The sequence below is a fragment of the Burkholderia sp. WSM2230 genome (assembly GCF_000472445.1).
Lineage (GTDB): Bacteria > Pseudomonadota > Gammaproteobacteria > Burkholderiales > Burkholderiaceae > Paraburkholderia.
In genome coordinates this window covers 21,199-46,911 of sequence record NZ_AXAJ01000018.1, presented here as the reverse complement: position 1 = coordinate 46,911, position 25,713 = coordinate 21,199, and the positions used below count along the sequence as shown (strand labels likewise).

Annotated in this window: 26 protein-coding genes; 13 read left to right on the top strand and 13 right to left on the bottom strand. The window is 63.8% G+C overall.

Annotated elements, in window-relative coordinates; translation table 11 throughout:
• Positions 1-37 precede the first annotated feature (37 nt).
• From A3AC_RS0125710 to A3AC_RS0125700, 3 genes are read left to right on the top strand one after another with little or no spacing between them, the layout of a single operon-like run.
• Positions 38-1,135, top strand: a complete 1,098-nt coding sequence (locus A3AC_RS0125710) for an alcohol dehydrogenase catalytic domain-containing protein (RefSeq protein ID WP_025602312.1) — start codon at positions 38-40, stop codon at positions 1,133-1,135.
• A gap of 45 nt (positions 1,136-1,180) precedes the next feature.
• Positions 1,181-2,725 carry an FGGY-family carbohydrate kinase gene (locus A3AC_RS0125705; protein ID WP_025602311.1) on the top strand — a complete coding sequence of 515 codons (1,545 nt, stop codon included), beginning with the start codon at positions 1,181-1,183 and terminating at the stop codon, positions 2,723-2,725.
• The gene (locus A3AC_RS0125700; RefSeq protein WP_025602310.1) at positions 2,722-3,459 is read left to right on the top strand and encodes an SDR family oxidoreductase; all 738 of its coding nucleotides are present in this window, start codon (positions 2,722-2,724) and stop codon (positions 3,457-3,459) included. The genes A3AC_RS0125705 and A3AC_RS0125700 overlap by 4 nt, the downstream gene beginning before the upstream one ends.
• 21 nt (positions 3,460-3,480) lie before the next feature.
• On the opposite strand, the gene kynA is transcribed toward A3AC_RS0125700, so the two are convergent.
• From kynA to kynB, 3 genes are all read right to left on the bottom strand, one after another.
• On the bottom strand, positions 3,481-4,422 hold the full coding sequence (gene kynA / locus A3AC_RS0125695; protein WP_025602309.1) for a tryptophan 2,3-dioxygenase: 942 nt from the start codon (positions 4,420-4,422) through the stop codon (positions 3,481-3,483).
• A gap of 10 nt (positions 4,423-4,432) precedes the next feature.
• Positions 4,433-5,683 carry a kynureninase gene (kynU, locus tag A3AC_RS0125690; RefSeq protein ID WP_025602308.1) on the bottom strand — a complete coding sequence of 417 codons (1,251 nt, stop codon included), beginning with the start codon at positions 5,681-5,683 and terminating at the stop codon, positions 4,433-4,435.
• Between the two features lie 63 nt (positions 5,684-5,746).
• The gene (kynB, locus tag A3AC_RS0125685; protein WP_025602307.1) at positions 5,747-6,385 is read right to left on the bottom strand and encodes an arylformamidase; all 639 of its coding nucleotides are present in this window, start codon (positions 6,383-6,385) and stop codon (positions 5,747-5,749) included.
• A 128-nt stretch (positions 6,386-6,513) separates the two neighbouring features.
• On the opposite strand from kynB, the gene A3AC_RS0125680 reads away from it, so the two are divergent.
• Positions 6,514-7,029 (top strand): Lrp/AsnC family transcriptional regulator, encoded by a 516-nt coding sequence (locus A3AC_RS0125680; RefSeq protein WP_013340345.1) that lies wholly within the window; start codon positions 6,514-6,516, stop codon positions 7,027-7,029.
• A gap of 68 nt (positions 7,030-7,097) precedes the next feature.
• Here the strand turns inward: A3AC_RS0125680 and A3AC_RS0125675 are convergent, their stop codons facing one another.
• Positions 7,098-7,607 carry a flavin reductase family protein gene (locus A3AC_RS0125675; RefSeq protein WP_025602306.1) on the bottom strand — a complete coding sequence of 170 codons (510 nt, stop codon included), beginning with the start codon at positions 7,605-7,607 and terminating at the stop codon, positions 7,098-7,100.
• Positions 7,608-7,863: 256 nt separating this feature from the next.
• Here A3AC_RS0125675 and msrA point away from each other — a divergent pair, with 256 nt between their 5' ends.
• Entirely contained in the window at positions 7,864-8,412 is a 549-nt protein-coding gene (gene msrA / locus A3AC_RS0125670; RefSeq protein WP_025602305.1) for a peptide-methionine (S)-S-oxide reductase MsrA, read from the top strand.
• Positions 8,413-8,520: 108 nt separating this feature from the next.
• Here the strand turns inward: msrA and A3AC_RS0125665 are convergent, their stop codons facing one another.
• From A3AC_RS0125665 to pdxH, 3 genes are all read right to left on the bottom strand, one after another.
• Positions 8,521-9,714 (bottom strand): DUF72 domain-containing protein, encoded by a 1,194-nt coding sequence (locus A3AC_RS0125665; protein WP_025602304.1) that lies wholly within the window; start codon positions 9,712-9,714, stop codon positions 8,521-8,523.
• Positions 9,715-9,785: 71 nt separating this feature from the next.
• Positions 9,786-11,000, bottom strand: a complete 1,215-nt coding sequence (locus A3AC_RS0125660) for an SAM-dependent methyltransferase (protein WP_025602303.1) — start codon at positions 10,998-11,000, stop codon at positions 9,786-9,788.
• A gap of 141 nt (positions 11,001-11,141) precedes the next feature.
• The gene (gene pdxH / locus A3AC_RS0125655; protein WP_025602302.1) at positions 11,142-11,783 is read right to left on the bottom strand and encodes a pyridoxamine 5'-phosphate oxidase; all 642 of its coding nucleotides are present in this window, start codon (positions 11,781-11,783) and stop codon (positions 11,142-11,144) included.
• 221 nt (positions 11,784-12,004) lie between these two features.
• Between pdxH and tcdA the strand changes: the two genes are divergently transcribed.
• Positions 12,005-12,856 carry a tRNA cyclic N6-threonylcarbamoyladenosine(37) synthase TcdA gene (gene tcdA, locus A3AC_RS0125650; RefSeq protein ID WP_025602301.1) on the top strand — a complete coding sequence of 284 codons (852 nt, stop codon included), beginning with the start codon at positions 12,005-12,007 and terminating at the stop codon, positions 12,854-12,856.
• Positions 12,857-12,947: 91 nt separating this feature from the next.
• On the opposite strand, the gene trxA is transcribed toward tcdA, so the two are convergent.
• Complete coding sequence (gene trxA, locus A3AC_RS0125645; protein WP_025602300.1) at positions 12,948-13,796, bottom strand: thioredoxin; 849 nt, start codon at positions 13,794-13,796, stop codon at positions 12,948-12,950.
• Positions 13,797-13,883: 87 nt separating this feature from the next.
• Positions 13,884-14,759: a pirin family protein gene (locus tag A3AC_RS0125640; protein WP_025602299.1), complete on the bottom strand. Its 876-nt coding sequence runs from the start codon at positions 14,757-14,759 to the stop codon at positions 13,884-13,886.
• 184 nt (positions 14,760-14,943) lie between these two features.
• Between A3AC_RS0125640 and A3AC_RS0125635 the strand changes: the two genes are divergently transcribed.
• The gene (locus A3AC_RS0125635; RefSeq protein WP_025602298.1) at positions 14,944-15,825 is read left to right on the top strand and encodes an EamA family transporter; all 882 of its coding nucleotides are present in this window, start codon (positions 14,944-14,946) and stop codon (positions 15,823-15,825) included.
• A 30-nt stretch (positions 15,826-15,855) separates the two neighbouring features.
• Here the strand turns inward: A3AC_RS0125635 and A3AC_RS0125630 are convergent, their stop codons facing one another.
• Positions 15,856-17,457 (bottom strand): N-acetylmuramoyl-L-alanine amidase, encoded by a 1,602-nt coding sequence (locus A3AC_RS0125630; protein ID WP_025602297.1) that lies wholly within the window; start codon positions 17,455-17,457, stop codon positions 15,856-15,858.
• Complete coding sequence (gene tsaE / locus A3AC_RS0125625) at positions 17,439-18,020, bottom strand: tRNA (adenosine(37)-N6)-threonylcarbamoyltransferase complex ATPase subunit type 1 TsaE (protein ID WP_025602296.1); 582 nt, start codon at positions 18,018-18,020, stop codon at positions 17,439-17,441. Before tsaE ends, A3AC_RS0125630 begins: the two co-directional genes overlap by 19 nt.
• 17 nt (positions 18,021-18,037) lie before the next feature.
• Between tsaE and queG the strand changes: the two genes are divergently transcribed.
• Genes queG through xerD form a run of 3 tightly spaced genes read left to right on the top strand, consistent with a single transcriptional unit; the run spans position 18,038 to position 20,753 of the window.
• Positions 18,038-19,285, top strand: coding sequence for a tRNA epoxyqueuosine(34) reductase QueG (gene queG, locus A3AC_RS0125620; RefSeq protein WP_025602295.1), 1,248 nt, complete (start codon positions 18,038-18,040; stop codon positions 19,283-19,285).
• Positions 19,286-19,341: 56 nt separating this feature from the next.
• A complete protein-coding gene (locus A3AC_RS0125615; RefSeq protein ID WP_025602294.1) occupies positions 19,342-19,812 on the top strand; it encodes a methylated-DNA--[protein]-cysteine S-methyltransferase in 471 nt (156 codons plus the stop codon).
• Positions 19,809-20,753: a site-specific tyrosine recombinase XerD gene (gene xerD / locus A3AC_RS0125610; RefSeq protein ID WP_025602293.1), complete on the top strand. Its 945-nt coding sequence runs from the start codon at positions 19,809-19,811 to the stop codon at positions 20,751-20,753. The genes A3AC_RS0125615 and xerD overlap by 4 nt, the downstream gene beginning before the upstream one ends.
• 13 nt (positions 20,754-20,766) lie before the next feature.
• Here the strand turns inward: xerD and A3AC_RS0125605 are convergent, their stop codons facing one another.
• On the bottom strand, positions 20,767-22,329 hold the full coding sequence (locus A3AC_RS0125605) for a class I adenylate-forming enzyme family protein (protein WP_025602292.1): 1,563 nt from the start codon (positions 22,327-22,329) through the stop codon (positions 20,767-20,769).
• Between the two features lie 140 nt (positions 22,330-22,469).
• Between A3AC_RS0125605 and ybaK the strand changes: the two genes are divergently transcribed.
• A complete protein-coding gene (ybaK, locus tag A3AC_RS0125600) occupies positions 22,470-22,961 on the top strand; it encodes a Cys-tRNA(Pro) deacylase (RefSeq protein ID WP_025602291.1) in 492 nt (163 codons plus the stop codon).
• A 155-nt stretch (positions 22,962-23,116) separates the two neighbouring features.
• Positions 23,117-23,761 (top strand): glycerol-3-phosphate 1-O-acyltransferase PlsY, encoded by a 645-nt coding sequence (plsY, locus tag A3AC_RS0125595; RefSeq protein WP_025602290.1) that lies wholly within the window; start codon positions 23,117-23,119, stop codon positions 23,759-23,761.
• A gap of 47 nt (positions 23,762-23,808) precedes the next feature.
• On the opposite strand, the gene A3AC_RS0125590 is transcribed toward plsY, so the two are convergent.
• On the bottom strand, positions 23,809-24,294 hold the full coding sequence (locus A3AC_RS0125590; RefSeq protein ID WP_013589450.1) for a YajQ family cyclic di-GMP-binding protein: 486 nt from the start codon (positions 24,292-24,294) through the stop codon (positions 23,809-23,811).
• 170 nt (positions 24,295-24,464) lie between these two features.
• Here A3AC_RS0125590 and murB point away from each other — a divergent pair, with 170 nt between their 5' ends.
• Positions 24,465-25,511 carry a UDP-N-acetylmuramate dehydrogenase gene (gene murB / locus A3AC_RS0125585; protein ID WP_025602289.1) on the top strand — a complete coding sequence of 349 codons (1,047 nt, stop codon included), beginning with the start codon at positions 24,465-24,467 and terminating at the stop codon, positions 25,509-25,511.
• Positions 25,512-25,713: the final 202 nt, after the last annotated feature.

Genomic DNA, 25,713 nt, shown 5'->3' with positions numbered 1-25,713 from the left:
CTTCTCCATTGATTTCCACTTCCGGCAGGATCATGCAATGACGAATGAATTCACTCCATCCGACAAGCAGAACATGACGGCGATTGTCTGCCACGCGCCGAAGGACTATCGCGTCGAACAAGTGGCGAGGCCGCGCGCGCGAGCGCACGAACTGGTGATTCGCATCGCCGCATGCGGGATCTGCGCGAGCGACTGCAAATGCCATTCAGGCGCGAAGATGTTCTGGGGCGGCCCGAGTCCGTGGGTCAAGGCGCCGGTGATTCCGGGGCATGAGTTCTTCGGCTTCGTGCAGGAACTTGGCGAAGGCGCGGCCGAGCATTTCGGCGTGAAGATCGGCGACCGCGTGATCGCCGAGCAGATCGTGCCGTGCGGCAAGTGCCGTTATTGCAAATCCGGCCAGTACTGGATGTGCGAAGTGCACAACATCTTTGGCTTCCAGCGCGAAGTCGCGGACGGCGGCATGGCCGAGTACATGCGCATTCCGCCGACTGCCATCGTCCACAAGATTCCAGACGGCATTTCTCTCGAAGACGCCGCCATCATCGAACCGCTTGCGTGCGCGATTCACACGGTCAATCGCGGCGACCTGCAACTGGATGACGTCGTCGTCATTGCAGGCGCGGGTCCGCTCGGTTTGATGATGACGCAGGTCGCGCACCTGAAAACGCCGAAGAAACTCGTGGTGATCGATCTGGTGGAAGAACGCCTCGCGCTCGCCCGCGAGTACGGCGCAGACGTGACGATCAATCCCAAGCAGGACGACGCGCTCGCGATCATTCATTCGCTGACTGACGGCTACGGCTGCGACGTCTATATTGAAACGACCGGCGCGCCGATCGGCGTCAATCAGGGCATGGACCTGATTCGCAAGCTGGGGCGCTTCGTCGAGTTTTCGGTGTTTGGCGCGGATACCACGCTGGACTGGTCGGTGATCGGCGATCGCAAGGAACTGGATGTGCGCGGCGCGCATCTTGGACCCTATTGCTATCCGATTGCAATCGATCTGCTCGCGCGCGGACTCGTGACATCGAAGGGCATCGTCACGCACGGTTTTTCGCTGGAAGAATGGGACGAGGCGATCAAGGTTGCCAATTCGCTCGATTCGATCAAGGTGCTGATGAAGCCGCGGGCATGAGCTTGCGCCGCTACGGGATCGGCGCGGCATAACAACGGAGGCTGTATGGAGTACGTCATCGGCGTGGATATCGGCACGCAGAGCACGAAGGCGCTGCTTGTCGATCGGCATGGCGCTATCGTGGCGCAGCATGCGTCGAGCTATCAGCCGGATACGCCGAGGCCGCTATGGGCCGAGCAATGGCCGGCCGTGTGGTTCAAGGCCGTTACCGAATGCGTCGCCGCGTGCGTGCAAACCGCGAAGCAGGCCGGCGTCGCGGCGGATTCCATCAAAGCCGTGTGTGTGAGCAGCCTGTACGGCGGCTCGGGCATTCCCGTCGACAGCGAAATGCGCCCGCTTTATCCGTGCCTGATATGGATGGACCGGCGCGCGACCGATCAGGTCGAATGGGTGCGCGGCAACGTCGATCTCGACCGGCTCTACAGGATTACCGGCAATGGCGTGGACAGCTATTACGGTTATACGAAGATGCTGTGGCTGCGCGATAACACGCCCGACGTATGGGCGCAAACGCGCTACTTCCTGCCACCGAACGCGTATGTGATCTATATGCTGACCGGCGAGATTGCCGTGGATCACAGCTCCGCGGGCAACATCGGCGGCATCTACGATATTGCGAGGCGCGACTGGTCCGACGAGGCGCTCGACATGCTCGGCATTCCCGCGACGATGATGCCCGAGCGTCTGGTCGAGTCGTCGGAGGTAGTGGGCGGTCTGCTGTCGCAGTGGACCGAACAGCTCGGCCTCGCGGCTGGTACGGCGATTGTCGCGGGCGGCGTGGATGCGGCGGTTGCGACTTTCGCCGCCGGCGTAAGCCGCGCCGGCCAGCATGTCGCGATGATCGGCACCAGCATGTGCTGGGGCTACATCAATCAAAGCGTCGATGCGCGCCACGGATTGATAAGCATGCCTCATGTTTTCAACGGCCAACATGACATCTATGTGTTCGGCGGTGCGATTACCGCAGGGGCGTCGGTGACGTGGTATCGCGAGCAGTTCTGTCATGCGGAGATTGAAGCCGCGCGCGCGACGCCGCATGGCGATCCGCATCGCCTGCTCGAAGAAAGCGCTTCGAACGTGCCGGCGGGATCGGATGGCGTGATGTTTTTGCCGTATCTGATGGGCGAACGCAGCCCCGTGTGGGACGCAAAGGCGAGCGGCGCATTCGTTGGCCTGAGCCTCTTTCATACGCGGGCGCATCTGTATCGCGCGGTGCTGGAGGGCGTGTCCTTTGCACTGAAGCACAACATCGAGGCGGGGCGCCAAGGCGCCCAGTCGCTGGAAGACAAGCTCATCGTGGTTGGCGGCGCCGCGCATTCGGACTTGTGGATGCAGATCATCGCCGACATCACCGGCTATCCGGTCTATACGATCGAGCAGGAAGTGGAAGCCGCGATGGGCGCCGCGTTGCTTGCGGCGCTAGGCGTAGGGCTCATTTCGCGCGAGGCCGCGCAGGGCGGATGGATCACGCTGGTCGAACGGGCGCAGCCCGACGCCGGACGAATGGCGCTATATGGAGAGCGCTTTGGCATCTATAAGGACCTGTATCCGGCGTTGAAGCCGGTCATGCACCGCTTGCAAACATCATGAATGCTACTTTCGATTTTTCCGGCCGCTCGATTCTCGTGACCGGTGCCTCCAGTGGAATAGGGCGCGCGACGGTCGAGATGCTGTGCGCGAGCGGCGCCAATGTCGTTGCGGCGGCGCGCAACGTGAACGAGCTTGCGCGTCTTGCGGAGGAGACCGGCTGCGAGCCGTTGACGCTCGACGTGAGCGACGAAGCAGCGATTGATGATGCGTTCCGCTCGCTCGGTGCTTTCGACGGTCTCGTGAATTGCGCTGGTATCGCCTTGCTCGAGCGAGCGGTGGACACCACCGCCTCGAGTTTTGATCGCGTGATGGCGGTGAACGCACGCGGCGCAGTGCTGGTGGCAAAGCATGTGGCGCGAGGAATGATCGAGGCGAAGCGCTCGGGCAGCATCGTGAACGTTTCCAGCCAGGCGTCGCTTGTGGCGCTGGACGATCATTTGAGCTATTCGGCTTCGAAAGCGGCGCTCGATGCACTTACGCGGTCTTTATGCATCGAGCTTGGGCCGTTTGGAATCCGCGCCAATAGTGTGAATCCGACGGTGACCCTCACTCCAATGGCGGTCCAGGCGTGGAGCGATCCTGCGAAGCGTGAGCCTGCATTGAAGGCCATTCCATTGGGGCGTTTTGCGGAGCCGGCTGAAGTGGCTTCCGTGGTGATGTTTTTGTTGAGTGACGCGGCTTCTATGGTGAGCGGGGTTTCGCTGGCTGTTGATGGCGGGTTCCTCGTCAGGTGAGCCCGCCGCCGCACGCCCCAACTACAACATAGTCCTCACATGCCAAAGCTCAGGAAACAGAACCACGTCGAGCATCTTGCGCAAATAAGGCGCCCCGCTGGTCCCGCCGGTCCCCTGCTTGAATCCAATGATTCTTTCGACGGTCGTCACATGCCTGAATCGCCACTGCCGGAAAGCATCCTCGAGATCGACCAGTTCCTCGGCCATCTCGTACAGCTCCCAATGCTGCGAGGGATTGCGATACACCTCCAGCCAGGCTGCTTCGACAGACGCATCGTGAAGCGTGGGCTGCGTCCAGTCGCGCTCGAGCCGCGCAGGCGAAATCGCGAATCCGCGACGCGCGAGCAGCTTCACCACTTCATCGTAGAAAGAAGGTGACTCCAGCGAAGCCTTGACCTCCGCAAGCACATCGGCGCGATGCGAGTGCGGCTTTAGCATCTGCTCGTTCTTGTTGCCGAGCAAAAACTCGATCTGCCGGTACTGATAAGACTGAAATCCCGACGAGCTGCCTAGATATGGCCGCATCGACGTGTATTCGGACGGGGTCATGGTGGCGAGGACATTCCATGCCTGCACGAGCTGCTCCATGATCCGCGAGACGCGTGCGAGCATCTTGAACGCCGGCGGCAGCTCGTCGCGATGCACCGCGTCGAGCGCGGCGCGCAACTCGTACAGCGCCAGCTTCATCCACAATTCGCTTGTCTGATGCTGAATGATGAACAGCATCTCGTTGTGATCGGGCGACAACGGGTGCTGCGCATTCAGCACCGTTCCGAGCGACAGATAGTCGCCGTAACTCATCGACCTGGAGAAGTCGAGCTGCGCGTCGTGCCAGCCATCGGCTGAAGAGGCCTTAGCTGCCGCAGCGTCAGTGTCGGCGGACGCGGCGCGTCCATGCCCGAACGGGCAACCTTGCGCCGGCTGTTCTTCCGGCAAGCCCGGTGTTTTCATGTGATCGTTCATTGCGCGCTCCTCAGGTCACGGCGCCGCGTGCGGCAAATTCGGGCGCGCGCCAGGTCTCACGCGCGAGCACCTCGCGCAGCGTTTCGACAGCGTCCCACACGTCCACGAAGCGCGTATAAAGCGGCGTGAAGCCGAAGCGCAACACATGCGGCTCGCGATAATCGCCGATCACGCCACGTGCGATCAGCGCCTGCATCACCTCATAGCCATGCGGATGCTCGAAGCTCGCATGCGAGCCGCGCTGCGTGTGCGCGCGCGGCGTGACGAGCTTGAGCGGAAACTCGCTGCACCGCGTTTCGACGAGTTCGATAAAGAGATCGGTCAACGCGAGCGACTTACGGCGAATCGCCTGCATGTCGGTTTGCAGGAACACGTCGAGCCCACATTCGACCAGCGCCATCGACACCATCGGCTGCGTGCCGCACAGATACCGGCCGACGCCTTGGTCGGGACGATACGTCGGGTTCATCTCGAACGGCGCGGCATGTCCCCACCAGCCGGAAAGCGGCTGCGCAAATTCGTTCTGATGACGCTTGGGTACCCACACGAACGCGGGCGAGCCCGGACCGCCGTTCAGATACTTGTACGTGCAACCCACCGCATAGTCCGCGCCGACGCCGTTCAGATCGACCGGCACCGCGCCAGCCGAATGCGCGAGGTCCCACAGCGCGAGCGCACCCTTGTCGTGAATCAGTTGCGTCAACGCGGCCATGTCGTGCATGTAGCCGGTGCGGTAATTCACGTGCGTGATCATCGCGATGGCGGTGTCGTCGCCGATTGCCTCGGGCAATTCGGACGGATCATCGACGAGACGCAGTTCATAGCCGCGGTCGAGCTGCTGGATCAACCCCTGCGCGATGTACAGATCCGACGGAAAGTTCGACCGCTCGGAAACGATCACGCGACGCTTCGGATCGCGCGCGTCGGCGAGCCTCAGCGCGGCAGAGAGCACTTTGAACAGGTTGATCGAAATCGTATCGGTCACGACCACTTCGTCTTCCGCCGCGCCGATCAGCGGCGCGAGCTTGTTGCCGAGGCGGCGCGGCAGCGCGAACCAGCCGGCGGCATTCCAGCTGCGGATCAGTCCTTCGCCCCATTCGGCGGCGATCACGGTCTGCGCGCGTTGCGCGGCGGCGGCCGGCGGTACGCCGAGCGAATTGCCGTCGAGATAGATGGTGGTCGGCGACAGCGCGAACTGGTCGCGCAATGTCGCGAGCGGGTCGGCGCTGTCGAGCGCCAGTGCTTCTTCGCGATGATTCATGATGGTCTCGTTGGTTCGCGGATTGCGGATTGGCGGTTGCGGATACCCGGCCGATGCGAAAAATCAGTGCGCGTCGGGCAGCGCGCGCAGGACCGCGCGCACGGGGCTCGCGTCGAGCGTGGTCAGCTTCAGCGGCAGCGCGATCAGTTCGTAGTCGCCGGGGGCCACTTCGTCGAGCACGATGCCTTCCAGAATGGCCATGCCGTGCGCGCGAATGCGATGATGCGCGTCCATGGTCTTTGACTCCTGCGGATCGAGCGACGGCGTGTCGATGCCGACCAGCTTCACGCCTTTCGTCGCGAGGAGGTCGATGGTGTCGGGCGCGACCGCGCAAAAGCCGCTATCCCACGCGGTGGTCGGCGCGTTTCCGTAAGTGCGCAGTAAGACTCGCGGCGGCAGGTCGGCCAGCGAGTCCTGCAGATGTTGTGGCATCACAACAGGCGACGCGCCGATGCAGTGAATCACGCGGCATCGTCCGAGATAGGTGTCGAGCGGCACTTGGCCGATCGCGGCGCCCTGTGCGTCGTAGTGCAATGGCGCGTCCGCGTGCGCGCCGGTGTGCGGCGAGAGCGTGAGCCGCGCGACGTTGACGGGCGAGCCGGCCTCGATTCGCCAGACGCGCTCGATGCCGACCGGCGTGTCGCCTGGCCAGACGGGCGTCGCGGTATCCACCGCAGGGGTGATGTCCCAAAGAGTTTGCATATCCGCATTCAAGTGGATGTCTATAGGGAATGATAGGCGTAGAGGCGCGAAATGTGATTGCGAAAAAATCTCCTTCTGAGCCCGGTCTTGGAACATAATTTGAGTCAAATGGGAAAGGGAGACCGAAAATGAACGCGATCTCGCTCGACGCCACCGATTGCCGTATCTTGACGGTGCTTCAGCAGGAAGGACGAATCAGCAATCTCGATCTCGCGGAGCGCATCTCGCTGTCGCCGTCGGCGTGCCTGCGCCGTTTACGTCTGCTGGAAGAACAAGGTGTCATCGAGCACTATCGCGCGTGTCTGAACCGCGAAGTGCTGGGCTTCGAACTGGAGGCGTTCGTACAGGTGTCGATGCGCAACGAACAGCAGAATTGGCATGAGCGCTTCGCCGAGGCGCTGCGCGACTGGCCGGAAGTGGTCGGCGCGTTTGTCGTGACGGGCGAGACGCATTATCTGCTGCGGGTTCTCGCGCACAACCTCAAGCACTATTCGGATTTCGTGCTGCAGCGTCTGTACAAGGCGCCCGGCGTACTGGATATCCGATCGAATATCGTGCTGCAGACGTTAAAGGAAGATTCGGGCGTGCCGGTCTCGCTCGTCACGCGCACTGGCACGCACGGCGCGCCGCACAATGATCGCTGAGGTGTGGCCTTAGCGGGCTGCCTTAGGCTCGCGGCCTGCGGCGGCCACGCTTGCAGGCGCCCCCTCCGCTACAGCGGCTTGAGCCCGTGGAACTGGCCGTTCTGAAAGACGAGCGGTGCGATCTCCGTGGCATTCTCATGCACGCCGCAGCGCTCCACCTCGCCGACGAAAATCACGTGATCGCCTTCTTCGTAACGGCTGCGGTTATGGCATTCGAACCACGCCAGCGCGCCGTCGAGCACCGGCATGCCGGTGTCGCCCGCCGCGTGCGATACCCCTTCGAAGCGGTCGCCTTTCACCGTGGCAAAGCGCTTGCATAGATCCAGTTGCGACGCCGCCAGCACGTTGACTACATAGTGGCTGTTCGCACGAAACACCGGCATGGACGCCGAGCGCGTGGCAAGACTCCACAGCACGAGCGGCGGGTCCAGCGAAACCGAATTGAACGAACTGGCCGTGATGCCGATCAATTGCCCCGACGACGCCCGCGTTGTAATGACGGTGACGCCCGTGGCGAATTGGCTGAGCGCCTGCCGGAAGGCGGGCTGGTCGAAGTTGGGCGGGCTGGCTTGCTTCATTGCGCGCGAGCCGCCGGTGCATGGCCGCTGGAAGCCGCGCTGAAGCTCTCGCGCGCACGGCGGGAAACAGATGATTCGAAAGTCATAGTGAAAATCGTCGATTTGTCCCAATTTTAACTGCAATCGCGGCGCACTGGCCGCGACGCAACCGGCGCCGTGCAAAACCGGCTAAGCTGGAACGCTACGCCGATGGCATGGGCGTTGCGGCAAAAGGGATGCGGCATGGGCCGATCACGAGTTTGAAGGAGCGAGCAGCATGAGTCAGACAGGCGAAATCGCCACCTTGGGTGGCGGGTGTTTCTGGTGCCTCGAAGCGGTTTATCTGGGCGTCGACGGCGTCAACTCGGTGGAGTCGGGCTATGCGGGCGGCCACACGCAGCATCCGACCTATGAGCAGGTGTGCGATGGCGAGACGGGCCATGCGGAAGTGGTCAAGGTGGACTTCGATCCGTCGAAGATCAGCTATCGCGAGATTCTCGACATCTTCTTCGCGATTCACGATCCGACGCAGCTGAACCGGCAAGGTAACGATGTCGGCACGCAATACCGTTCGGTCATCTTCACGCACTCCGACGCGCAGCGCGAGGCGGCGTTGCAGGCCATCCGGGAAATCGGCGAGCAGCGCATCTACGACGGGCAGATCGTCACGCAGGTGTTGCCACTAGACGGCAATTACTGGCCTGCCGAGGCCTACCATCAGAACTATTTCGCGCAGCATCCGAATCAGGGGTACTGCTCGTTCGTGGTCGCGCCGAAAGTGGCCAAGTTCCGTCAGAAGTTTGCTCACCGGATCAAGGCGGGTTGACGCGGGCGGGAAGCCGGGTCGCGCGGTGGCGGCGTCAAGTTGAGGCGCGCCGGTTGATCGAGGTCCGGCGCGCGTCGGGCGGTGGATGGTGCATGCCGCAGCGAGACGTCATGCGCGTGCGTGCGGTTCCTGCTCGATTTCCTGCTGCCGCTCCCGCTCCTGCTCCTGCACGAGCCGCCGATACGCGTCAATAATCTCCCGCGCCAACTCGACACAACTTAGCGGCGCCGATCCTTCCGCCTTGTTGTTGACCGCGATCACCACTGGCTGGCCGGCCAGCGCATAGCGCGCGGCCAGTTCCGCGAGCGACGCGCGCGTGGCCGGGTCCTGGTCGATGAGCTTATCGAACGGCTCATACTTCGCCTTCGCCTGCTCGTACTTGAAACCGCCGTGCAGGCTCCAGCGCACGATCAGCGGGCCCGCCGGCTCGCCGTCCAGCAGCGCCAGGGCCGCCGCCTGCCGCAGCGGATCCGGCATCCGCGCATGAATGCCTACGCAATAGCGCACGCCCGCCGCTTTCAGCGTACGAATGAAGCGCGGCGTCAGGAGACTCGCATCGCGGATTTCAATCGCATAACAGGTGCCCTGCGGCAGCTTCGGCAAAGCCGTCAGGAACGCGGCCAGCCGTTCGATAAATGCCGCCGGCTGCGCGAGCATCTGGTCGGGCAGAGGCGGAAGCTGAAACACCAGCGCGCCGGCTTTCGCACCGAGACCTTCGAGACAGGGCGTCACGAAGTCGTCGATCGCCATTTGCGCGTTCAGAAAGCACGGATTCAGCGACACCGGCTCGCCGCGTTCGGCGCGCACGGTGGCGTCGGTGATCGTCATCGGCGCCTTGACGATGAAGCGGAAATGCTCGGGCACCTGCTGGGCATAGCGCAGGTAGTCGGTGACCGTGAGCGCCTGATAGAACGAGCGGTCGATGCTGACCGTCTTCAGCAGCGGATGCGCGCCGTAAGCCGTGAGGCCGTCGCGCGAGAGCTTGCTGTTGCTGTATTCGTCGCCGTAGACGATGCCGTTCCAGCCGGGAAACGACCATGTCGACGTGCCGAGGTGCACTTGCGGGGGCAGTTGCGCGGCGAGCGCGAGCACATCCTGCGAGGGCGGGGCGGCGAGTATTTCGCGAGCGCGGCGCTTTTTGGGCGCATCGGCAGGAGGTTGTTGCGGTGCCGCCGGCGCCGCTTCCACCGGCATCCCGAACAGATCGAACTGCACCGCTTCGTCGTGTGCCTGCTCTTGTGCTTCTGCTCCGGTTGGCGCCCTGAGCGCCGCTTCAACTTCGCTTGTCCCGCTTTGGCCCATCGAGATTCGACCTGCTGTTCAGTGGTGTACGCCGCGGCGGCACGCTTCAGCACGGCGCCGCGGCGCTCACGTCACAGCGGTTTCTCGTACATGTAGCGGCGCGACCACGGCAGGGTTTTCGCGCTGCGGCCGGCCTTGCGGCAGACGACCTGATAGATCGAGACGTCGTCGTTTTCGAATGCATACGCGCAGCCGGCCAGGTACACGCGCCAGATGCGGAATTTTTCGTCGTCGACGAGCTTGCGCGCTTCTTCCGCGCGCGCCTCGAAATTTTCCGCCCAGATGTCGAGCGTGTGCGCATAGTGACGGCGCAAGCTTTCCACGTCAACCGCTTCGAGGCCGCCACGCTGCATCGACTCGAGCGCGAGGCTGATGTGCGGCAGCTCGCCGTCCGGAAACACATAACGGTCGATGAACTCGCCGCCGCCTAGCGCCGTCTCGCCGCTGTCCGAGTCGCTCGACGTGATGCCGTGATTCATCGCGATGCCGTCGTCGGCGAGCAGGTCGTGCATTTTCCTGAAGTAGCCGGGCAGGTTCTTGCGGCCCACGTGCTCGAACATGCCCACGCTCGTGATCCGGTCGAATTGCCCCTCGACGTCGCGGTAGTCCTGCAGGCGAATCTCGATCTGGTTCTCGAGCCCCGCGGCTTTCACGCGCGCGGTGGCGAGGTCGAACTGGTTTTGCGACAGCGTCACGCCCACGCATTGCGCGCCGAATTTCTGCGCCGCGCGCAGCACGAGCGCCCCCCAGCCGCAGCCTATGTCGAGCAGGCGCTGCCCCGGCTGCACCTGGATCTTGGTGAGGATGTGGTCGATTTTCTTCAGCTGCGCGGTGGCCAGGTCTTCGTCGCCGTTCTCGAAGTAGGCGCACGAGTACACCATGTTCTCGTCGAGCCAGAGCTTGTAGAACTCGTTCGAGACGTCGTAGTGATACTGGATCGCCTTTTTATCCGACGCTTTCGAATGCTGGAAATAGCGCCGCACGCGCGCGAGCTTCCCCGCACTGTTGACCGTATTGCGCGCGAGCTGATAGCCCACGTTGATGATGTCCGAGAGCTTGCCCTCGATGTCGATCTTGCCCTTGACGTAGGCCTCGCCGAGATTGTCGAGGCTCGGTTCGAGCAGATAGGGCAGCGCCGTCGCGCTCTTGACGTGCAGCGTGACCTGAGGTGCGGCGAACCGCCCAAAGTCGTGCTGCTGGCCGTCCCACAGCACGAGACGCGCCGGTAAGTCAGCCTTGGTTTTTACTTCTTCCACCCACTGCGCCAGCTTTTTCTCCCAGAACATGCGATTTCTCCGTGTCCGTTGAATTAAAGCGAAGCTTGTGTAGACCGCAATCCGGTTCGGCTCGACTCCCATGCCGCGCGATGCGATCTTCGCCGCGCGCTGCTGCATTGGCAGCGTGCTGACGATGTTGTTGATTCAGATTCAGGGCGACAGACGGGCGATCTGCCAGTCGCTGTTTTCGCTCGAACGCGTGTAAAGCAGGCGGTCGTGCAGACGCGACGGCCGGCCCTGCCAGAATTCGATTGCTTCGGGCACCAAACGATAGCCGCCCCAATGCGGCGGACGCGGCGGTTCATCGCCGTATTGCAGGCGCATTTCACGTTCGCGCGTTTCGAGCTGGGAACGGCTTTCAATCACCTGACTCTGGTTTGACGCCCACGCGCCGATGCGCGAGCCGAGCGGGCGCGACGCGAAATAGGCGTCGCTTTCTTCCGCGCTTGTTTTGACGACGCGCCCCTCGATGCGCACCTGGCGCTCGAGCTCGATCCAGTAGAAGAGCAGGCTTGCGTAAGGATTCGCGGCCAGCTCGCGGCCCTTGCGGCTTTCGTAATTGGTGAAGAACACGAAGCCGCGCTCGTCGACGCCCTTGATCAGCACGATGCGCGCCGAAGGTCGGCCGCGCGAGTCTACGGTGGCGAGCGTCATGGTATTCGGCTCGGGCAGTTTCGCCTCCACAGCCTGTTGAAACCAGAGGTCGAATTGCCGGAACGGGTTGCGGTCCACGTCGCCGATGTCCAGAGAACCCAGCGAATAGTTTTTTCGAAGCTCGGCGAGTGAGGTCATGTTCTTATGCGAACGCTACAGTCAGGCCAGTATAGCTAAGGCGGCAATTTTTTGCGCGCAGCCAGATCAAGCGTGACGCCCGCTGCGCGCGCTTCGCGGTCAGTGTGCCGGTTCAATGCAGGGACATTGCTGCGGCAATGCGAATCGATGCGTTCAGGCAAAATACGGGCTGCGCGAGTTACCTGCGCCTTCTCTTCTCTGCCTGTTCAACGAGTCCCATCATGTCGACCACCGCGCATTCCGATCTTACTACCAGCCTCGACGGGAGTGAAACCGCCGACCGTGCGCGGCGCTTCGGCGGCATTGCGCGTCTGTACGGCGCGCCGGCGCTCGCCGCTTTCGAAGACGCGCATGTCGCGGTAATCGGCATTGGCGGAGTCGGTTCGTGGGTAGCGGAAGCGTTGGCGCGCAGCGCCGTCGGCACGCTCACGCTGATCGATCTCGACAACGTCGCGGAGAGCAACACGAACCGACAGATTCACGCGCTCGACGGCAACTACGGAAAACCGAAGGTCGAAGCGATGGCCGAGCGCATCGCCGCAATCAATCCGTTTTGCGACGTGCGCGTCGTCGAAGACTTCGTCGAGCCCGACAATTTCTCCGCGACGCTCGGTGGCGGCTTCGACTATGTGATCGATGCGATCGACAGCGTGCGCACCAAGACCGCGCTGATCGCGTGGTGCGTCGAGCGCCAGCAGCCGTTGATCACGATTGGCGGGGCGGGCGGGCAACTCGACCCGACGCGCATTCGCATCGACGATCTTGCGTTGACGATTCAGGACCCGCTGCTCTCCAAAGTGCGCGGGCAGTTGCGCAAGCAGCACGGTTTCCCGCGCGGGCCCAAAGCGAAATTCAAGGTGAGCGCCGTGTATTCGGACGAGCCGCTCATCTATCCGGAAGCCGCGGTCTGCGATATCGACGAGCAGGCAGAGCATGTCACCACGTCTCCCGGACATACGGGGCCGGTGGGCCTAAACTGCGCGGGCTTCGGTTCGAGCGTGTGCGTGACGGCGAGCTTTGGTTTCGCCGCGGCCGCGCATGTGTTGCGCGCGCTGGCGAAACAGGCGGGGTAGTGCCTGCCTGCGAGAAGCGCAGCAAATAGCCGCCGGCGACGCGCGGCGCCCGGCCGCCCGCCGTGCCACGCGCGCGCGAAAGCTACATTGCTTAGTTCAGCGCGGCGCTCAGCTTGCGCCGCCATTGCGCGACCAGCTCCGGCTGATGCGCGGCCAGATCGAATACCGAGAGCATCGTCTTGCGGCCGATATCGTCGCGGAACGTACGGTCTGTCTGCACGATCGCAAGAAGGTGCTCGAGTGCCGCCGCATATTTACGGCGCGCGATGAATGCGCTCGCCAGATCGAAGCGCGCTTCGAGGTCCTCCGGATGACTCGCGACGCGGGCTTCCAGCGCGTCGGTAGGCGGCAGGTCGGCGGCGGCGTCCACGGCGTCGAGGCGCGTCTTGATCGCGTTGAAGCGCGCGTCGATGCCCTGCGTCGTTTTCGGCGACAGCAGATCGACTTCGTTGCGTGCCTCGTCGATACGGTTGTCGTCGAGCAGCATCTCGATGCGGTCGAGGCGCGCTTCGTCGAAGCCCGGATCGATGGCGAGCGCAGCCTCCAACGCCTCGTAAGCGTCTTCACGGCGGCCTTCCGCCAGCGCGGCCTGCGCTTCCAGACGCGCGGCGTCCGCGCCTTGCGGCACGAGCCGTTCGATGAATTCGCGCAGTTGCCCTTCAGGCAGCACGCCGACGAACTGATCGACCGGCCGTCCGTCCGCGAATGCCATGACGTGCGGAATGCTGCGCACCTGGAAGTGCGCGGCGAGCTCCTGGTTCTCGTCCACATTCACCTTGACGAGCTTCCATTTGCCGCCGGCCTCGGCCTCGAGCTTTTCCAGCATCGGGCCGAGCGTCTTGCAGGGGCCGCACCACGGCGCCCAGAAATCGACCAGCACAGGGGCCAGTGTCGACGCCGCGATGACGTCCTTTTCAAATGTGGCCAGAGTGGTGTCCATTGCATCCTCGTCGATAAAGCGGTTTGTCGGTTACTTGGGGCCGGACTGCGCGGATTCAATGCGCGTCATGACGGCGGCGCATCGTCCTCATTTCTTTTGCGGCAGCGGAATCCATTCGGTTTCGCCCGGCACCTTGCCCATTTCCTGATTCGTCCACGCGAGCTTCGCGGCTTCGATCTTCTCACGCGAACTCGCGACGAAATTCCATTCGATAAAGCGCTCGCCGTCGAGCTTTTCGCCGCCGAGCACCATCACGCGCGCGCCGTGCGTGCTGGCGAGCGTGACGGTTTCGTCGAGCGCGAGCACGGCCATCTGGCCGACTTCGAGCGGCGCGCCGTCAATTTCCAGGTCGCCCTCCACGAGGTACACGCCGCGTTCCTCGTGCTCGGGTTCGAGCGCGAACGCGCTGCCCGGCGCGAACTCGCCCGCCACATATAGCGTGCCGGAAAATGTGCGGACCGGTGAACTCTCGCCGAAAGCCGTGCCCGCGATCACGCGCAGCGTGACGCCGTTGCGCTCGACGACCGGCAGCGTATGCGCGGCGTGGTGTGCGAACGAGGGCTCGACGTCTTCGTCTTCGAGCGGCAGCGCGACCCACGTCTGAATGCCGTGGACGGTCTGGCCTTTCGCACGGTCTTCGGCGGGCGTGCGCTCCGAATGCACGATGCCGCGTCCGGCCGTCATCCAGTTGACGTCGCCGGGGACGATTCTCTGCTCCGAGCCGAGACTGTCGCGGTGCATGATCGCGCCTTCGAACAGAAACGTCACGGTGGCGAGGCCGATATGCGGATGCGGACGCACGTCGAGACCGACGCCGGGTTCCAGCGTCGCCGGGCCCATGTGGTCGAAGAAAATGAACGGGCCGATCAGACGCGCGGCCATTGCAGGCAGCACCCGCCGCACAGTCAGACTGCCGACATCGCGCAGATGCGGTTTGAGAACTGCCTTGATCGAAGAGGACATGAGCGGGCTCGGCGAATAAGGGGAAGACGCATAGGAGAAAAGGCTTAAGCGACGATTCTACTGCGGCGGGCGAAACGGCGACTTTTCGCGCACACGCGCAGTCCGCAAAGCCGTAGGACGGGCGTGCACATGCCGCGCCGCTCTCCGCTAAACTGACGGGTTCAATACTCAATTGGAGACGGGGATGTCGCCCAAGGATCTGCTGCTCGCGTTGGTCGTCGTGATCGCGTGGGGCGTCAATTTCGTCGTGATCAAGGTGGGTTTGCATGGCGTGCCGCCCATGCTGCTCGGCGCACTGCGCTTCACGCTCGCCGCGTTGCCGGCGGTGTTTTTCGTCAAGCGTCCGCAATTGCCGTGGCGCTGGCTTCTCGCTTACGGCCTGACCATTTCGCTTGGGCAGTTCGCCTTCCTGTTCTCCGCCATGTATGTCGGCATGCCGGCGGGTCTCGCGTCGCTCGTCTTGCAGGCGCAGGCTTTTTTCACGCTGATCTTCGCCGCGCTGTTTCTGCATGAGCGCTTTCGCTTGCCGAACGTGGTCGGCCTGCTGATCGCCGCCGCCGGGCTCGCCGTGATCGGCATGCAAGGCGGCCATGCAATGACGCTCGCCGGCTTCGTGCTCACGTTGTGTGCCGCGTGTTCATGGGCGCTCGGCAATATCGTCACGAAGAAGGTCGGCAAGGTCGATCTGGTCGGGCTCGTGGTGTGGGGCAGTCTGATTCCGCCCGTGCCGTTCTTCGCGCTGTCTTATGCGTTGGAAGGCCCGCAGCGGATTACCTCCGCGTTGTCCGGCATCAGCGCGATGTCGATTTTCGCGATCGTCTATCTCGCGTTTATTGCCACGCTGCTCGGCTACGGTTTGTGGAGCCGTCTGCTGTCGCGCTATCCGGCGAGCCAGGTGGCGCCGTTTTCGCTGCTGGTGCCGATTGTTGGCCTCGCCTCCGCGTCCGTCTTTCTCGATGAGCGGCTCTCCGCAGCGCAGATTGCAGGCGCACTGCTCGTCATGGCCGGGCTTGCGGTGAATGTGTTCGGAGGTTGGGTGGTGCAGCGCCTCTCGCCGGCGCGCTGAACCGGCCGGCGAATCCGCGCTGCACGCTCATTACGTCATGCGGTTCTTGGCAAGCGGCGGATTCGCCGCGAAGTAGCGCTTGATGCCGGTCATGATCGCGTCGGCCATCTTGTCGCGATAGGCGTCGTCGTTCAGGCGCCGCTCCTCGTCGGGATTGCTGATGAACGCCGTTTCCACGAGGATCGACGGAATATCGGGCGCCTTCAGTACAGCGAAGCCGGCCTGTTCCACCGAGCCCTTGTGCAGCTTGTTGATTCCGCCAATTTCCTTAAGCACGAAGTTGCCGTAGCGCATGGAGTCGCGAATCTGCGCGGTGGTGGACATATCGAACAGCGCGCGGTTGACCGTGGCGTCGGCAGACTTGATGTTGATGCCGCCAATCTGATCCGACGAGTTTTCCTTGTTCGCCATCCAGCGCGCGGCCGCGCTCGAAGCGCCATGCTCCGACAATGCGAACACCGACGAACCGCGCGCCTCGGGCGTGGTGAACGCGTCCGCGTGAATCGACACAAAGAGGTCCGCGCCCACGCGCCGCGCCTTTTGCACGCGCACGTTCAGCGGCACGAAGAAGTCGGCGTCGCGGGTCATCATGGCGCGCATGTTCGGCTGCGCGTCGATTTTCGCGCGCAGCTTCTTCGCGATGTCGAGCGCGACGTGCTTTTCATAAGTGCCCGAGCCGCCGATTGCGCCTGGGTCCTCGCCGCCATGTCCCGGATCGATCGCGACGGTCAGCAGGCGCACCGTGTTGCTCTTGCCGGACTTCGGCGTGGTGAATGCGTAGGTGTCGTCGCCGCTGTCGTCGTTGGCGGGACTGTTGGCGGCGCTCCCGCTGCTGCCGCTGCCTTTGTTGCGTGCGATCGCGCTCGGCGGCGTGGCCGGCGTGCCAGGCGTCGACGGTTTGGCGATGATCGGCGGCAACGAGGGCGCCCCGGACGGCGGCGCGCCGTGCGCGGGCGCGCGCGGCACGGCCGGCGCGGAGCCGCTGCCGCCGTTCTGCGCATAGCGCTCGAAGAATGCTTCGCTGTTGTCGGCGAGAGGCGGCGTCGTGCCCGGGCCGCTCAACGTGGCGGGCGGCGCGCTGTTCTCTTCGTTCAGCGTTTGCTGCTTGCGCTCGCTTTGCGCAAGCAGTTCCATCAACGGGTCCGGCGCGACGGCCGGATACAGGTCGAACACCAGCCGGTATTTATATGCGCCGACGGGCGGCAGCGTGAACACTTGCGGCTTCACCGAGCCCTTCAGATCGAACACCATGCGCACCACGTGCGGCTGGAATTGCCCCACGCGCACCGACTGGATCTGCGGATCGTTCGGCGTGATCTTGGAGACCAGGTCCTTGAGCGCCTGATCGAGATCGAGGCCGCTCAGGTCGACTACAAGCCGGTCCGGGCTCTGAAGCAGCTGCTGTGCGTTTTGCAGAGGCTGATCGGATTCGATCGTCACGCGCGTGTAGTCGCGCGCGGGCCACACACGCACGCCGAGTACCGAGCTGGCGTGCGCAAGACGCGGCGCGATGAGGCCGAGCACGAGCGTGGACGCGCCCGCGCGCAGGATCTGCCGGCGCCGCCAGCTATGCGTTGCGGTGGCCGCCGATTCGATCGAGCGGAACGGTTTGATCAACATCTTTCGAGACATGCCTTTCCTGTTTCGCTGTATGCCCGCGCGACGAGTATGCGGCCGTCGCCCTCGCTGTCCAGGTCGAGCGAGAAGACGAGATCCGGCACGCCGAGCAGCGCGCCCGCGCGTTGCGGCCATTCGACGAGGCAAACCGCGCCGCTGTCGAAATATTCGCGAAAGCCCGCGTCGGCCCATTCGGCCGGATCGGTGAATCTGTACAGATCGAAGTGATAAAGCGCGAGTTCCCCTGCGGGCCGCGCGAGCGCATAAGGCTCGACGAGCGTGTACGTGGGGCTGCGCACACGGCCCGTATGACCGAGGCCGCGCAACGTGGCGCGCACGAGTGTGGTTTTGCCGGCGCCGAGATCGCCGACCAGTTGCGCTTGCAGACCGTGGAATACCTGAGCGTTGGTGTTGCCGTGCTCGCCGCTGTCGCGGCGTTCGCGAAAGGCCACGCTTTCGATGGCCTGCGCGAAGCGCTCGCCGAACGCGAGCGTGGCGGCTTCGTCCGCGAACGCAAAGTAGCGTTCGAGCAGAACTGCGGCGGGCGGCGCGATCGCGTGATCGGGATGGTCAGGCATTCTCGTAAAATGGCGTGATGAACCGAAGTCCGGAGTCCCCCGTGTGCCCTGTGTCCAACGCGCCTGCATCTGGCGGCGCGGCGCATGCCGAGCGTCAATTCGATGAAGCGGCGCTGCGCTCGCTCGCGCAAAACATCAAGACGTGGGGCCGCGAACTGGGTTTCGGGGCAATCGGCATTAGCGATACCGATCTTTCCGCTGCCGAAGCGCCGCTTGCAGCCTGGCTGGAAGCGGGTTGCCACGGCGAAATGGATTATATGGCCAAACACGGCATGAAACGCGCGCGTCCTGCGGAGCTTGTGGCCGGCACGCTACGTGTGATTACCGCGCGCATCGCCTATTTGCCCGCCCATGCGTTGAGTGAAGAGCCGGCCGCAAGCGAGCCGCACGAAGCGCCGCCAGGCCACGACTGGCGGGCCGCCGAGCAGGCGCGGCTGGCGGATCCTTCGGCGGCCGTCGTATCCATTTATGCGCGCGGTCGCGACTATCACAAGGTGATGCGTAACCGTCTGCAACAACTGTCAGAGAAAATTCAGGCGGAGATCGGGGCGTTCGGTTATCGCGTGTTTACCGACTCCGCGCCGGTGCTCGAGGTGGAGTTGGCGCAGAAGGCCGGCATTGGCTGGCGCGGCAAACATACGTTGCTTCTGCAACGGGATGCGGGGTCGCTCTTTTTCCTCGGCGAAATCTATGTCGATGTGCCTTTGCCGACCGACGCCGAGACGTCGCCGGAAGTCGCGCCCGAAACGCCGGGCTCGCATTGCGGCAGTTGCACGCGCTGCATCGGCGCGTGTCCGACAGGGGCCATCGTTGGTCCTTACAAAGTGGATGCGCGGCTGTGCATCTCGTATCTGACCATCGAACTGAAGGGCAGCATCCCTGTCGAGATGCGTCCGCTGATCGGCAACCGCGTGTATGGCTGCGACGATTGCCAGCTCGTGTGTCCGTGGAACAAGTTCGCGCAGGCGGCGCCGGTCGCGGATTTCGATGTGCGGCATGGGCTCGATCGGGCGTCGCTGGTGGAACTGTTTGGCTGGAGCGCGGACGAGTTCGACACGCGCATGCAGGGCAGCGCGATACGGCGCATCGGTTACGAAAGCTGGTTGCGCAATCTCGCCGTCGGCATGGGCAATGCGCTGCGCGCCTCGCGCGACACCCTGAGCGCCGAGGCACGCGAGGCGATTGTCGAGGCGCTCAGGCGCCGCGCCGACGACCCTTCGGCGGTCGTGCGCGAGCATGTGCAGTGGGCGCTCGAAGCGGCGTAAACTATCGGCAATTCATGGGTTCGGCTTGCAGTGAAGACACTGGCAAAGGAGGCGACATGTTCAACGCAGTGATCGATGCGCCGTTCGGCAAGGTTGGCATTCGCCTCGAAGGCGAGGCTGTGCGCGAGATCGTCTATCTGCCGGAGTCGATGCAAAACGTGGCGCCCGACACGCCGTTGGCGCAACGCGTTGCCGAGCAGATCGAGCGGTATTTCGCGCAGCCGTCGGCGAAATTCGAATTGCCGCTTGCGCCCGTGGGCACCGCTTTCCGGCGGCGCGTGTGGCGGGCGCTGTGCGAGATTCCGCCCGGCGCCGTGGTGACTTACGGACAACTGGCGAAACAGCTTGGCAGCGTGCCGCGCGCTGTCGGCCAGGCCTGCGGCGACAACTGTTTTCCGATTGTGATTCCATGCCATCGCGTGGTGAGTTCGAGCGGCATCGGCGGATTCGCGCATCATGCCGAAGAGGGCTTCTTTCGTAACGTCAAGCGCTGGCTGCTCGCGCATGAAGGCGTTCCCTACGCATGAGCGATACCCTGGTTGAAGACGCAAGCGCGGGCTTGTCCCTGTTGCCTTTGTTCGGAGCGAGCACCGCGTCGATCGACGCATTCTGCGACGCGCTGTGGCTCGAACATGGCCTGTCACGCAACACGCTCGACGCGTATCGCCGCGACCTGCGTCTTTTCAGCGAGTGGCTCGCGCAAACGCGCAACGCGTCGCTGGACACCGCCAGCGAAGCCGATCTCAACGCCTATAGCGCGGCGCGTCAGAAAGATAAATCGACGTCGGCCAACCGGCGGCTTTCGGTGTTTCGCCGCTACTACGGCTGGGCGGTGCGCGAGCATCGCGCCAAAGTCGATCCGACGCTGCGCATCCGTTCGGCGAAGCAGCCGCCGCGGTTTCCTTCCACGCTCAGTGAAGCGCAGGTCGAGGCGCTGCTCGGCGCGCCGGACATTCAGACACCGTTGGGTCTGCGCGATCGTACGATGCTCGAATTGATGTATGCGAGCGGCTTGCGCGTGACCGAACTCGTCACGCTCAAGACAGTGGAGGTCGGCCTGAACGAAGGCGTGGTTCGCGTGATGGGCAAGGGCTCCAAAGAGCGGCTGATTCCTTTCGGCGAAGAGGCGCACGGCTGGATCGAGCGTTACTTGCGCGACGCGCGGCCGGCGCTGCTCGGCGCGCGCGCGGCGGACGCGCTGTTTGTGACCAACCGCGCCGAGGGCATGACGCGCCAGCAGTTCTGGAACATCATCAAGCGGCACGCTGCGGCGGCGGGCGTGCATGCGCCGCTGTCGCCGCACACGTTGCGGCATGCGTTCGCAACGCATCTGCTCAATCACGGCGCCGACCTGCGCGTGGTCCAACTGCTGCTCGGCCATACCGACATTTCGACCACGCAAATCTACACGCACGTGGCGCGCGAGCGGCTCAAGTCGCTGCATGCAATGCATCATCCACGCGGATGATGCATGCACGCGCTCAGAGCCATTCGCGCAGCCGGTGCTTGAGAATCTTGCCCGTGGATGCCGCCGGCAGCGCCGCGAGCACCTTGACCTCGGCGGGACGCTTGTAGGGCGCGAGGCGTTGCGCGCACCACGCGGAAAGTTCAGTGGGCGTGACTGTCGCATTGGCCGCCAGTTCGACGAACGCCACCACTTCCTCATTGCCCTCGATTGGCCGCCCGATCACCGCCGACTGCACGACTTGCGGATGCGCGTTGAGCACATGCTCGACCTCGGCGGGATACACGTTGAAGCCCGAGCGAATGATCAGATCCTTGCTGCGCCCGACGATATGCAGCGCGCCGTCGGCGTCCTGCCGCGCGAGATCGCCGGTCTTCAGCCAACCGTCTTGCGTGACGGCGGCGCGTGTCTGCTCCGGGCTGCGGTAGTAGCCGAGCATCACGTTCGGACCACGCACCCATAGCTCGCCGGCCTCGCCCGGCGCGGCATCCGCGCCGTCCAGTCCGACGAAGCGCACTTCAACGCCCGGGATTACTTCGCCCACCGAACAGTCGCTGCGCGGCGCATCCAGCATGGTCTGCGAGACGGTGGGGCTGCTTTCGGTCATGCCATAGCCGTTGTGCAGCGGCAGACCGTAGACGCTTTCCACGTGCGCTTTGAGCGCGGCGTCGAGCGGCGAGCCGCCCGAATAGACAAAGCGCAGACGCGGCGCGCGCCATGCATGTCCCTGCGTCTGCAGATGCTCGAGCAGTTTCGCGTGCATGGCCGGCACGCCCTGGAAGATCGTCACGCCTTCGTCGGCGAGCGCGCGGCGCACGGCTTCGGGCGCAAAGCGCGGCGCGAGGCGCAAGGTCGCGCCCGCGTAGAGACTGCCGAGACACACGGACGCGAAGCCGTACACGTGCGAGATGGGCAGCACCGCGTACACGAGATCGTCGGGGCGCACCTGGCGCAGGCGGCTCGAGACCGCGGCGATAAAGAGCAGATTGCGATGCGAGAGCATCACGCCCTTCGGCGCGCCGGTGGTGCCGGTGGTGTAGATGAGCGCCGCGCATTGGCGGTGGTTCGCGGACTCTACCGCTTCGGGTTGCGTCGAGGCGTCCACGGTGTAAGACCATGCACCGATATCCGGGACAATGCGCGGCGCCTCGTCCGCGCCATGGCGCTGCGCGTGCTGACCGGCGTCGACGGAGCTTTGAACCACATACGCCGTCACACGCGGCTGCGCGTGCGCGCGAATCGCGTCCAGTTCCGCCGCCGACAGCCGCGCATTCGACACTAACGCCCACGCATCGAGCCGCGCCGTCGCGAAGAGCAGCACGATCTGCGCGATGCTGTTTTCCGCGACGATCATCACGCGATCGCCACCGCGCACGCCCCATTGGCGAAGCAACGCGGCGGCGGCCTCGACGGCCTCGACCAGTTCGGCGTTCGTGAGGCGCCGTGCGTCTTCGATCAGCGCGACATGCTGTGGATCGCGCGCGGCCGCGAGCGCGGGAAGGTCCGAAATGCGCGCGGGCAGAGCGGCCAGCAGTGCCGCAACGTCTATTGTGGAACGGCAGGGCGAAGGGGTGCTCAACGGCGTCTCCTAAGTGCGATTGTGTGCCCGGCGTGTATCGCGCCGGAACATTTTCGAACGATCGTGCCACAATGCCCGGGCCCGCACAATTGACCATTTGGCAAATAGCCGTTGTGCAAACTCGCCATTACAATGCGCCGATGAGCAAATCCAGACACGTTTCCGAGACGCCCGCCACGCAGTTGCTGCGTCGGCACGGCGTGGCTTTCGGCGAGCATCCCTACGATTATGTCGAGCATGGCGGCACCAGCGAGTCCGCGCGCCAGCTTGGCGTGGACGAACACCATGTCGTGAAGACGCTCGTCATGGAGGACGAGCACGCCAGGCCGCTGATCGTTCTCATGCACGGCGACCGCACCGTCAGCACCAAAAACCTCGCGCGGCAGATTGGCGCGAAGCGCGTCGAGCCCTGCAAGCCCGAGGTGGCGAACCGGCATTCGGGCTATCTGATCGGCGGCACGTCGCCGTTCGGCACACGCAAGCAGATGCCGGTGTACGTCGAGTCCAGCATTTTGGAACTGGACAGGATCTGGCTGAATGGCGGCCGGCGCGGTTTTCTCGTCAGTATCGAGCCGGAAGTGCTCACCGGGTTGCTGGGCGCGAAGCCGGTGGAGTGCGCGAGCGTCGATTGACGTTTGCCTGAATGTTTTCGCGGCGCGCGCGTTCGGTAGAATGTGCGCCGCTTCGGTTGACCGCGTCGCGTTGCATCGCGGTTCCTTCCGACTTTCGTTTCTCATTGCGGTTGAGGTATCCAGTTGCAGACCGCCGATCCTTATAAGAGTCACAGATGCAAAACCTGATCGTTGCTGTCGTTGCCTACCTGATCGGTTCGGTGTCGTTCGCCGTGATCGTGAGCGCCGCGATGGGGCTCGAGGACCCGCGCTCTTACGGCTCGGGCAATCCCGGTGCGACCAACGTGCTGCGCAGCGGCAGCAAGAAGGCCGCGATTCTCACATTAATCGGCGACGCCTTCAAAGGCTGGCTGCCAGTGTGGTTCGTCGTGCATTTCGGCGCGCGCTACGGGCTCGACGATACGTCGGTCGCGATTGCCTCCGTCGCCGTATTTCTGGGCCACCTGTACCCGGTCTTTTTCCGCTTCAAGGGCGGCAAGGGTGTGGCGACGGCGGCGGGCGTGCTGCTCGCGATCAACCCGGTTCTCGGCGTGGCCACGCTGCTGACGTGGCTGATCGTGGCGTTCTTCACGCGCTATTCGTCGCTGGCCGCATTGGCTGCGGCAGTGTTCGCGCCGATCTTCGACGGCTTCCTGTTCGGGCCGCACATCATCGCGCTCGCTATCGTGGTGATGAGCTCGCTGCTCGTGTGGCGTCATCGCGCGAACATCGGCAAGCTGATGCGAGGCGAGGAAAGCCGCATCGGCGACAGGAAGAAGGCGGCGGCTGCGGGTGGCGCGGCAGCGGGCGAGAAGCGTTGAGGGGAGGCGGCGCCCGTGCCGACGACTCCCGACTATGCGCCTAATGCTCAATCGCGGAAGTTGTTGAAGTCGAGCGGCGTATCGGTCACGTCCTTGCGCAGCAAGGCGATCACGCTTTGCAGATCGTCACGCTTCGCGCCCGTTACCCGCACCGCGTCGCCCTGAATGCTCGCCTGGACCTTGATCTTGCTGTCCTTCACGAGGCGCACGATTTTCTTCGACAGGTCGCCGGACACGCCCTTCTTGATCTTGATGACCTGCTTGACCTTGTCGCCGCCGATCTTCTCGATCTTGCCGTAGTCGAGAAAGCGCACGTCCACGTTGCGCTTCGCCATTTTGGACAGCAGCACGTCTTTGACCTGGCCGAGCTTGAAGTCGTCGTCGGCGTAGGCGGTGATTTCGTTTTCCTTATGTTCGACGCGCGCGTCCGACCCCTTGAAGTCGAAGCGGGTTGAGATTTCCTTGTTGGACTGCTCGATCGCGTTCTTGACTTCGATCATGTTCGCTTCGCAGACGACGTCAAACGATGGCATTGCTTTCTCCCAATAGTGCTGCGGTGCGCGACGCGGCCGGCGGCTCGTCGCGAGGCACTCGCTATAATCACGGACCGACGTCATTTTACCGACGCCACCCTCATTTGCCCAAGGCCGCCGCGCGGGCCCGCCGCCCGCAGCCGTTTCGCCGTCGCCATAGTTCTTATCCGATGTCCCAATCCGATTCCGCTGAGTTCATTGCCGGCTATCCGCTCAAGGCGCACAACACCTTCGGTTTCGATGTCCGCGCGCATTGGGCGTGCCGCATCGAGCGTGAAGCGCAACTGCTGGCCGCAGTGCGCGATCCGCAGGCGGCCGGCTTGCCACGGCTCGTGCTGGGCGGCGGCAGCAACGTCGTTCTGACTCGCGACTTTGCGGGACTCGTGCTGCTCGTGGCATTGCGCGGACGCCGCGTGGTGGGCGAGGACGACGAAGCCGTGTATGTCGAGGCAGCCGCCGGCGAGCCGTGGCACGAGTTCGTTGCGTGGACGCTGTCCCAAGGTTTGCCGGGCCTGGAGAACCTTGCGCTGATTCCGGGCACCGTCGGCGCGGCGCCCATTCAGAATATCGGTGCGTACGGGCTGGAACTATGCGAGCGTTTTGCGTGGCTGCGGGCTGTCGAGCTTGCTTCGGGCGACACCGTCGAACTGGATGCGCAGGCGTGCGCATTCGGCTATCGCGACAGTTTTTTCAAGCGGGAAGGGCGCGATCGCTTCGTGATCACATCGGTCACCTTCCGTTTGCCGAAGGCCTGGCAGCCGCGTGCGGGCTATGCGGATCTGGCGCGGCAGCTTGCTGCGAACGGCCATGAACCGGGCGGCAACGAACCGGACGCGCGGGCCATCTTCGACGCGGTCGTCGCGGTGCGGCGCGCAAAGCTGCCTGATCCGCTGGAACTGGGCAACGCAGGCAGCTTCTTCAAGAATCCGGTGGTGAGCGCTGACCAGTTCGACGCGCTCAAAAAGCGCGAGCCGGACGTGGTCTCCTACCCGCAACCTGACGGACGCGTGAAGCTCGCCGCAGGCTGGCTGATCGACCGATGCGGCTGGAAAGGCCGCTCAGTCGGCGCCGCGGCCGTTCATGAGCGCCAGGCGCTGGTGCTGGTCAATCGCGGCGGCGCGAGCGGCGTGGAAGTGCTGGCGCTTGCGCGTGCGATCCGGGACGACGTGTTCGAGCGATTCGGCGTCGAGCTGGAAGCGGAGCCGGTTTGCTTGTGAACTGATGATTGTGTGAAGCGGGCCGCTTGTCGTCGTGGGCGACGCGGATAAAAAAGGCGCCGGAGGTTTCTCACGGCGCCTTTTTTTGCTTCGATTGATCGCGCGGGGCGTTCGTGCACCGGCGCGCAGCCCGCTTTCGCCGGCACTCGCGGTTAGCTGCGATGCTGGCGTGGCCGCGGTGCCACTGCCACGCCATCAACAT